The organism is Asticcacaulis sp. (assembly GCF_027484505.1).
In the GTDB taxonomy this organism is placed as follows: Bacteria; Pseudomonadota; Alphaproteobacteria; order Caulobacterales; family Caulobacteraceae; genus Asticcacaulis.
Window position 1 is genome coordinate 18,699 of record NZ_JAIXSV010000251.1, and the last position, 9,743, is coordinate 28,441.

The 9,743-nt window shown below is 61.1% G+C and carries 4 protein-coding genes; all 4 read left to right on the forward strand.

Going from position 1 to position 9,743, the window contains the following annotated elements:
- Positions 1–335: 335 nt before the first annotated feature.
- Positions 336–3,194, forward strand: coding sequence for a TonB-dependent receptor (locus Q0072_RS14730; RefSeq protein WP_298331530.1), 2,859 nt, complete (start codon positions 336–338; stop codon positions 3,192–3,194).
- Positions 3,195–3,327: 133 nt separating this feature from the next.
- Positions 3,328–6,039, forward strand: a complete 2,712-nt coding sequence (gene galB / locus Q0072_RS14735) for a beta-galactosidase GalB (protein WP_298331532.1) — start codon at positions 3,328–3,330, stop codon at positions 6,037–6,039.
- A gap of 164 nt (positions 6,040–6,203) precedes the next feature.
- On the forward strand, positions 6,204–7,412 hold the full coding sequence (gene manD, locus Q0072_RS14740) for a D-mannonate dehydratase ManD (protein ID WP_298331534.1): 1,209 nt from the start codon (positions 6,204–6,206) through the stop codon (positions 7,410–7,412).
- Between the two features lie 205 nt (positions 7,413–7,617).
- On the forward strand, positions 7,618–9,708 hold the full coding sequence (locus tag Q0072_RS14745; protein ID WP_298331536.1) for an alpha-glucuronidase family glycosyl hydrolase: 2,091 nt from the start codon (positions 7,618–7,620) through the stop codon (positions 9,706–9,708).
- Positions 9,709–9,743: the final 35 nt, after the last annotated feature.

Below are 9,743 nucleotides of genomic sequence, written 5' to 3' on the forward strand. Positions count from 1 at the left end.
GACCAATACTAGATTCCATCGGCGAGACATCCCTTTCATTGCATCTGTAATGTCAGTTTGACCGCCTTAATTTATCGCACAAATCGATGATTTTGTAGTATTATTAAAGCCTTCTGCTGCAATTGATGTTACAAATCTCAACTTATTCGACTGTTTTTATTTGAAAAATTTTTGCAACTTCATTGCACTGACCAAAAAGCGACAATCTAATAAATATTGGACTGACCTAATTGACAGATGAAACCTGACCGGCTTATGAATGTGAGCGTTACCATAAAAAGACGGACCGGCCTGCGGCCTGCAAAAACCGTCAACGATCCAACAGGAGGAACCCCATGGTCCGTCAAAACACGCGCGTTCTGCGCGCGACCCGTCTTGCCCTGATGTCTGCCACCATTCTGGCTGGTTTCGGCTACGGCGCGGCACACGCCCAGAGTGCTGACACGTCTGCCAGCACCGATGTCACCGAAGTGGTGATCACCGGTTATCGCAAGAGCCTTCAGGACGCGACCCGCGCCAAACGCAACTCGGTCAACTTCTCGGATTCGATCTTTGCGCAGGACATAGGCAAATTCCCGGACCTCAACCTGGCGGAATCGCTGCAACGCGTGCCGGGCGTGCAGATTTCGCGCAACGGCTATACGGGCGAAGGCACGCAGGTCAACGTGCGCGGCCTTGGGCCCAGCTTCACCAAGATCGTCCTGAACAATGCCGGTGTGGCCGTGGCCTCTGACGGCGGCATCGACGGCGGGGCCTCCAACCGCGAAGTGGACCTTGATCTCTTCCCGTCGGAACTGTTCACCCGCCTGACCGTTTCCAAGACCCCGACCGCCAGCCAGCTCGAAGGCGGCATGTCGCTGGTCAATCTGCAGAACGCCCGTCCCTTCGACAATAAGGGGCAGCACCTGACCGTATCGGCCTCGGCCTCCTATGGCGAAGCCTCCGGTGATTTTTCGCCGCGCGGGGCCGTCACCTTCTCAAAGACCTGGGACAAGTGGGGCGTGCTGATCGGTCTGGCCGGTTCGCGCCAGCGCACCCGCTCGGACGGCTTTGACTCGGTGGGCTGGAGCAATGCCAACCTCGCCTGCCCGACGACCGACACGGCGTGCAGCAACGCGCAGGGCAACAATTTCAGCTTCGCCACCGTCGTGCCGGCCAATGCCGGTAACGGTCTGATGACCGGCGCGACGCTGGACCTGAACGCGCTTCTGGCGCTCAATCCCGGGCTGACGGCCAATCAGCTTACCAACGCCATGATCCCGCGTCTGGGCCGTCTCAACTACGTCGATGGCCACCGCGATCGTCTGACCCTGATCACCGCCGTCGAATACCGCCCCTCCGACACTCTGCGCTTTGCACTCGACATCATGGCCGCGTCGGCCAAGGGGGAGTACGACCGGTCGAGCTTCAACTGGTTTGTGCGTAACTCTTCGACGGCCGCCACTGGCGGCATGGTGCCAATCAATCTGAAGGTCGATGCCAATAATGTGGTCACCTCAGGCACCTTCGCCAACTCGGCCATGTTCGTCGAAGCGCGCAAGTTTGATGAGCGCCTCGATTTCGTCAACGTCAATCCCAGCCTGAGCTGGCAGATCACGCCGAAGCTGCGCCTCGACGCGGCGGCCAACTACACCCACTCGGTCTTCTTCCGCGAAGCCCCCAGCTTCCTGTTCAATACGCCTTTCAATTCCGGGCTGACGATCCAGTATACCAATGACGGCATCATCCCGACGATCAAGCCAAACAAGAATATCGCCGACCCCAACCTCGGCTGGACCTGGAACCGCGTAAACATCCAGAACGTCAAGCGTTCGACCTACACAGCCGGTGCCCACGCGGACATGACCTATGACTTCGAAGGCGGGTCATCGCTGAAGTTCGGGGCCGCCTATGACGAGGCCGATCGCAAGATCACCGCCTTCGACAATTCGGCCAATTACCAGACCGCGGCCTTCGCCGCCGTGCCGCAAAGCGCCATCGCCAGCTATCTGGGCGTCGGCCCCGCGTCGGACTTCACGCATATCCTCGATGGTGCGCCGGGCTTTACGCAGTACATCCTGCCCGATCTCAACAAGCTGAAGGCCGCTACCAACTACGCCGCCTTCAACACAGGGGCGCCGTTTACCAACAACTCGGCTCTGGGCACGCCATCGGGCGTCATCAACGAAAAGAACAAGGGCGTCTATATCGAATATAATACCCAGATTCCGGTCGGTGATCTGGTGTTCAAGGTGAATGCCGGTGTGCGCCGCGCCGTAACGGATCAGACCGTGACCGGCCCGGTGACCGTCAACGGTGTGCGCCAGTTTGTGACCATGGAGACAAACTACAGCGCCAACCTGCCGTCGCTCAACGTCACCACCATGGTGACGGACAAGCTGCAACTGCGCGCCGCCGCGTCCAAGACCCTGACGCGCGCTAACCCGAACAACCTGCTGCCGGGCGTCAGCTTCTCTGACCCGTCCGCCCAGACGGCTTCGGCCGGTAACCCGTCGCTGCAACCCTATTATTCGGAAAACCTCGACTTCGGGGCCGAATACTACACCGGCGGCCTGGGTTATGTCAGCGTGGCGGTGTTCAAGAAGACGGTCAATGGCTATACGGTCGTGCAGCAATCGACGCGCAAATTTACCGATCTCGGCATCGATTTCGCGTCTCTGACGGCCCAGCAGCAGCAAGCGATCAATGATCGCGGCGGCCCGGCCACCGCTGACGTTTTCGTCAACCAGCCGGTCAATGTGAACACCATCAACCTGACCGGCATCGAACTGGGCTGGGTGCAACCGCTCGACTTTGTTCTGGATGGTCTGGGCTTCAGTGCCAACTACACGCATCTGGACGATGAAAATGATGGCGCCGCGGCCCAGTTGTCGCCGCAGACGGTCAATGCCACCGCCTACTACGAAAACGACCTGTTCTCGGTGCGCGCCAGCTATGTGTGGTTTGACGAGCGCATCGCGGCCGGAGCCCCGCAAAACGGCCTGATGCTGCCGCTGATCGCCACCGACCGCGGTCAGGTCGATCTGTCGGCCAGCTACAATGCCAACTGGTTCGGCCAGAAAGGGCAGCTGACCTTCGAAGCCACCAACATCACCAATGAGCCGTTCCGTACCAATTTCGGTTACGCCAACGCAGCCTATAGCCACTTCAACCCCGGTGCCACCTATCACTTCGGCTGGCGCAGCAAGTTCTGATCCAACGCCTCGGACTCCCCCCTGAGCGGACAGGCTTTTCACGGCCTGTCCGCCTTTTTTTCCAGAATGACCAAGACCTTTGGAAGCGTCGCCAGTAAACTGGTGCCGGTCACACTCTGTTTGGAAATCGCGCATGACCTCTGCCCTTAAAGCGACCCGCCGTGCCTTGCTAACAACGGCCGCCGCCGCCAGCCTTTTGCCAAAGGACGCGGTCGCTCACGCCCGCAAGGGACGTGAACGCCTGCCACTCAATGACAACTGGCGCTTCCGGCTGGGCGACCCGGAGGGCCTTGATGGGGCGCTCGACTACGACATCCGCCCTGAAATCAAAAAGAGCGAAGACGGCAAGGAGGCGGACGCGCGCCCCGTCGATGCCACGCAGATCAATACCACGCGGCCCGTGCTGAAACCGTGGATACTGCCCACCGCCAATCCATTTATCTCCGATCCTGACAAACGCCACGCCCGGCCCGATGGCCATCCGGGGGCAAAGGTCAGCTGGGTGCAATCCCGATTCGACGACTCCGGCTGGGAGGGGGTCACCCTGCCCCACGACTGGGCCATCAAGGGACCGTTTCTGGAAACCGGCCCCTATGGCGGCATGGGGCGGCTGAAGACCTGGGGACCGGCCTGGTATCGCCGCCGTCTGGAGGTTCCGGCTTCGGATAAAGGGCGATGCCTCTTCCTCGATATCGACGGAGCCATGTCCTATGCCACCGTCTGGTGCAATGAGCGCCTCGTCGGTGGCTGGCCCTACGGCTATAACTCCTTCCGTCTCGACCTGACGCCACACCTGAATTACGGCAGCGCCAACCACATCGTCATCCGCCTCGACAACCCTCCGGAGTCAGCGCGCTGGTATCCGGGGGCGGGGCTTTACCGCAATGTCTGGCTGGTCAAGACCGACAGGGTACACGTGGCGCACTGGGGTACGCAGATCACCACGCCGCACGTCTCTCAGGACGAGGCCACGGTCGATATTGTCACTCGCATCGATAATGACGGCACCGAACCGGCCGACATCAGCCTTGTCACGCGTCTCTATACGCTGGACGCAAAGGGTAAGCCCACGGGCCGCGCCGTCAGCGAAACCGCGCACCAGTCGGTGCCGGTGGCTGCCGGATCCCATACTGTTGTCAAAGCCTCGGCCACCGTGTCGCAACCCCGCCTGTGGGGACCGCCGCCCGCGCAAGTGCCAAACCGCTATGTCGCGGTGACGACCCTGATGCAGGGCGGTCGTGAAATCGACCGCTATGAGACTCCTTTTGGTATACGCAGCCTGCGCTTCGACCCCGACAAGGGGCTTTATGTCAACGACCGCTTTGTGCCGCTTCAGGGGGTTAATAACCACCATGACCTCGGCGCGCTGGGGGCGGCGTTCAATGTACGGGCCGCTGAGCGGCAACTGGAAATGCTCATGGACATGGGGTGCAATGCCTTGCGCATGAGTCACAACCCGCCGGCCCCGGAGCTGCTGGAGCTGTGCGACCGGATGGGGATTCTGGTGCTGGATGAGGTGTTCGACTGTTGGGAAAAGCGCAAAACGCCCCTCGACTTCCACCTGATCTTCCCCGACTGGCACGAGGCCGATCTGCGCGCCATGCTGAGGCGCGACCGCAATCACCCCTCGATCGTCATCTGGAGCGTCGGCAATGAGGTGGGCGAACAGTATTCCGGCGAAGCGGGGGCGCAGATCGCGCGGCGGCTGGTGAAGATACTTCGCGAGGAAGACACGACCCGCCCGGTCACCAATGCGATGAACTGGGCGCAGGCCGACATGCCCCTGCCGGCCGAGATGGACGTGATCAGCCTCAACTATCAGGGGGCGGGCATCCGCAGCCTGCCCAGCAAGTTCCCGGCCTTCCGCGCCAGATTTCCGAACAAGATCATCTTTCACAGCGAAAGCGCGGCGGCCTTGTCGAGCCGCGGCGAGTATCAGTTTCCGGTACCTGGCACCAATAGCGCGCCGGTGCGTCCCGGTGTCGGCGGTGACCCCAAAACCCATCAGGTCAGTGCCTACGAACTGTTTGCTGCCGACTTCGGTTCGTCTGCGGACCGCAACTGGGCGGCGCAGGATCAGAACCCCTATGTGGCCGGTGAATTTGTATGGACCGGCTGGGACTATCTGGGCGAGCCCACTCCCTATTACGAGGCCCGCAGCTCCTATTTCGGCATTATTGATCTGGCCGGCTTTAAGAAAGACCGCTTCTGGCTCTATCAGTCGCGCTGGCGACCCGACCTGCCGGTGGCGCACCTGCTGCCGCACTGGAACTGGAGCAAAGAGACGCAAAATGGCCGTGAGGGCGAGGTGACGCCGGTGCACCTGTTCACCAACGGCGATGAGGCAGAGCTGTTCCTGAATGGTAAGTCGCAGGGACGGATCAAAAAGCGCGCGTTTGAATACCGGCTGCGCTGGGATTATGTCACCTATGAACCGGGCGAAATTCGCGCCGTCGTCTATAAAGACGGCAAGGCGTGGGCCGAAGCACGTCGCCAGACCACAGGGGCCGCCCACGCGCTGACGCTGGAGGCCGACCGCAGCGTGATTGAGGCCGATGGCAAGGATCTGAGCTTTGTCACCCTGGGTATTGTCGATGACAAGGGCGAAACCGTACCCTTCGCCAAGGACAAGGTGACCTTCACACTGGAGGGACCGGGCGAGATCGTTGCCACTGATAATGGCGATCCGACCGACTTTACGCCCTTCCCATCGCTGACGCGCAAAGCCTTCAACGGACTGGCCTTGGCCATTGTGCGCGCAAAGCCGGGCCAAAAGGGCCGCCTGACCCTTCGGGCCGAAGCGGCGGGGCTAATGGCCGCCGAGATAAGACTAGTGACAGGTTAAGGTCTTACCAATTCAACCGGTGTGAGGCTTGCCTCTCTGAGACAACCTCTCCAAGCCTGTTATATAAGAAACAAATCTGCATCTTATCCTCACTTTGCGCTTGCCATTCGGGCAATTGGTCGGCAAAAGCGAGATAGGTCATACCAATTTAAGGCGTAAGTCTCATGAAGATCGTATCGGCAAAAGTTATTGTCACCTGCCCCGGCCGGAATTTCGTCACCCTCAAGATCCTGACGGACGAAGGCGTCTATGGCATTGGTGACGCCACGCTGAACGGGCGTGAGCTGTCGGTCGTCTCCTATCTCGAAGACCACGTGATCCCCTGCCTGATCGGGCGCGACCCGCAACAGATCGAGGACATCTGGCAATATCTCTATCGCGGGGCCTACTGGCGTCGTGGCCCGGTCACCATGTCGGCCGTGTCTGCCGTCGATATGGCATTGTGGGACATCAAGGGCAAAATCGCCGGCCTGCCCGTCTATCAGCTTCTGGGCGGCCGCTCGCGCACCGGCGTCATGGTCTATGGCCACGCCAACGGCACCACCATTGAAAACACCATCGAAGTGGCGCAGGAATACAAGGCCATGGGCTATAAGGCCATCCGCCTGCAATGCGGCGTGCCGGGCCTCGCCTCCACCTACGGCGTGTCGAAGGACAAGATGTTCTATGAGCCCGCCGATGCTGACCTGCCGAGCGAAAACGTCTGGTCCACCGAGGCCTATATGCGCGTGGTGCCGAAGCTGTTTGCCGCCGCACGTGAAGCGCTGGGCGAAGAGGTTCACCTGCTGCACGACGTTCACCACCGCCTGACGCCGATCGAGGCCGGGCGTCTGGGCCGCGACCTTGAGCCTTATCGTCCCTTCTGGATGGAGGATTCGGTCGTCGCGGAAAATCAGGACAATTTCAAACTGATCCGTCAGCACACCACGACGCCGCTGGCCGTCGGGGAAATCTTCTCCTCGATCTGGGACGCCAAGGACCTGATCCAGAACCAGCTGATCGACTATATCCGCGCCACGGTCGTCCACGCGGGCGGCATTTCGCACCTGAAAAAGATCGCCTCGTTCGCTGAGCTGTACAACGTCCGCACCGGCTGCCACGGGGCGACCGACCTGTCGCCGGTGTGCATGGCCGCAGCCCTGCACTTCGACGTCTCGATCCCCAATTTCGGCATTCAGGAATATATGCGCCACACGCCGGAAACCGATGAGGTCTTCCCGCACGGCTACTATTTCGACAAGGGCGACCTGATGGTCTCCGAAACACCGGGCCTCGGCGTCGATATCGACGAAGACCTGGCGGCGAAGTACCCCTATAAGCGCGCCTATCTGCCGGTGAACCGCCTGCAGGACGGCACGCTGTTTAACTGGTAAAAGATCATACCTCCCCAGCTTGCTGGGGAGGGGGACCGCACGAGATCGCAACGCGAGCGAGATGCGGTGGTGGGGGCCTTACAGGTATCCGGCAGATAATCTGACAAGGCTTTACCCCTCCGCCGATTCTGGCGGTATCCCCCTAATTTCAGGGGAGGCGTTAAAAAAACCGCACCCGCAAAGCGGGGCACCACAGGAGGGAACCATGCGTAGGCTTATCCACGCGCTGTGCGCGCTTGTCTGTCTGTTGGCGGCCCCGGCCTTTGCCGAGGACGGCTACGATCTGTGGCTGCGTTACAAGCCGGTGGCCAGCGCCGAAACCCTCCCCCGCACCGTCGTCGCTCAGGATAACGCCCCTACGGTCAAGGCGGCGGTGGCCGAACTGCAACGGGGCCTGTCCGGCCTGTCCGGGCACAGGATTTCCGTGGCCAGAAATGTTAGCGCTCCCTCGGTCGTCCTGACGCGCATGACGACACCCGACGCGGCGCTGGGCAACGAAGGCTATGCGATCCGCAAAGGTCGTCAGAATGGTCAGCCGGTCGTGCACATCCGCGCCAACAGCGATATTGGCCTGCTGTACGGGGCTTTCGCCTATCTGCGGCACGTCCAGACCGGCACCACCGCCGACACCACCGACGCGCCAAAGGTTCGCTTACGCCTGCTCAACCACTGGGACAATCTCGACGGTACGGTCGAGCGCGGCTATGCCGGCGCGTCGTTGTGGGACTGGTGGCGACTGCCGGACCTGAAGGACCCGCGCTATACCGACTATGCCCGCGCCAATGCCTCCATCGGCATCAACGGCACGGTACTGAACAACGTCAATGCCAAGGCGGCGTCGTTGACCGCCCCCTATCTCGACAAGGCGGCCGTGCTGGCCGACACCTTCCGCCCCTACGGCATCCGCGTCTATCTGTCGGCGCGCTTTTCAGCCCCCATCGAACTGGGGGGCTTAAAGACCGCCGATCCGCTGGACCCGGCCGTGCGCGCCTGGTGGAAGGCCAAGGCGGACGAAATCTACGCGAAAATCCCCGACTTTGGCGGCTTCCTCGTCAAGGCCAATTCCGAAGGCCAGCCCGGCCCGCAGGACTATGGCCGCACGCACGAGGACGGGGCCAATATGCTGGCCGAAGCGCTTGGCAATCGCGGCGTCGTCATGTGGCGCGCCTTTGTCTATAAGGCCGAGGTCGCTGATGACCGCCACAAGCAGGCCTATAGCGAGTTCAAACCACACGACGGGCAATTTGCGCCCAATGTGCTGGTACAGGTCAAGAACGGCGCCATCGACTTTCAGCCGCGTGAACCCTTCCATCCCCTGTTCGGCGCCATGCCCAAAACGCCGCTGATGATGGAGTTCCAGATCACCAAGGAGTATCTGGGCTTTGCCACCCACCTCGCCTATCTGGGTCAGTATTACGAAGAAACGCTGCGCGCCGACACTTTTCAGAAGGGTCAGAAAGGCTGGAGCGTCGCCCGCGTCGTCGAGGGCGAGGATCATCCCCTGTCAGGCATGGCGGGCGTGGCCAATATCGGCACGGATCGCAACTGGTCCGGGTCGCACTTCGATCAGGCCAACTGGTACGCCTTCGGGCGGCTGGCGTGGAACCCCGAAGGCTCGGCGCGCGACATCGCGGCCGAATGGGCGAAGATGACCTTCACCACAGACCCGCGCTTTGTAACGCCCGTCGTCGCCCTGATGATGCGCTCGCGTGAGACGGTGGCGGACTATATGACGCCGCTGGGGCTGCATCACCTGATGGACACCGGCCATCACTACGGCCCCGGCCCGTGGGTGGATAATCTGGGCCGGCCCGACTGGAACCCGGTCTATTACCACAGGGCGGATGCCAGCGGCATCGGCTTCGACCGCACCAAGACCGGCTCTGACGCCCTGTCGCAATACGATCCGCAGGCGCAGAAGGCGTGGGCCGACCCGAAAAGAACAGATGAGCGCTATCTCCTGTGGTTCCACCACCTGTCGTGGGACTACAGGACGCGCTCTGGCCGCCCGTTGTGGGATGAACTGATCCTGACCTACGACAAAGGCGCAAAAGACGCCGCCGCCATGCAACAGACGTGGGCCGCGATGAAGCCCTATGTCGATGCCGAGCGCTTCGAGGCCATTGCCAGCACGCTGCGCATACAGGCGCGCGAAGCCAAATGGTGGCGCGACGCCTCTATCGCCTATTTCCAGTCGAAGTCGGGCCGCCCCCTGCCCGCCGGGGTGACGGCGCCGGAAAAGTCACTGGACTATTATAAATCCCTGACCTTCCCCTATGCGCCGGGGCATCATTGATAACAGGCTTGCCAAGAGAATTTTAAGGCTGTGGC

Excerpts from the sequence above, each read along its gene's own strand:
- Q0072_RS14745 (WP_298331536.1), top strand. The coding sequence starts at position 7,618 with ATGCGTAGGCTTATCCACGCGCTGTGCGCGCTTGTCTGTCTGTTGGCG.
- Q0072_RS14730 (WP_298331530.1), top strand. The coding sequence starts at position 336 with ATGGTCCGTCAAAACACGCGCGTTCTGCGCGCGACCCGTCTTGCCCTG.
- manD (WP_298331534.1), top strand. The coding sequence starts at position 6,204 with ATGAAGATCGTATCGGCAAAAGTTATTGTCACCTGCCCCGGCCGGAAT.
- galB (WP_298331532.1), top strand. The coding sequence starts at position 3,328 with ATGACCTCTGCCCTTAAAGCGACCCGCCGTGCCTTGCTAACAACGGCC.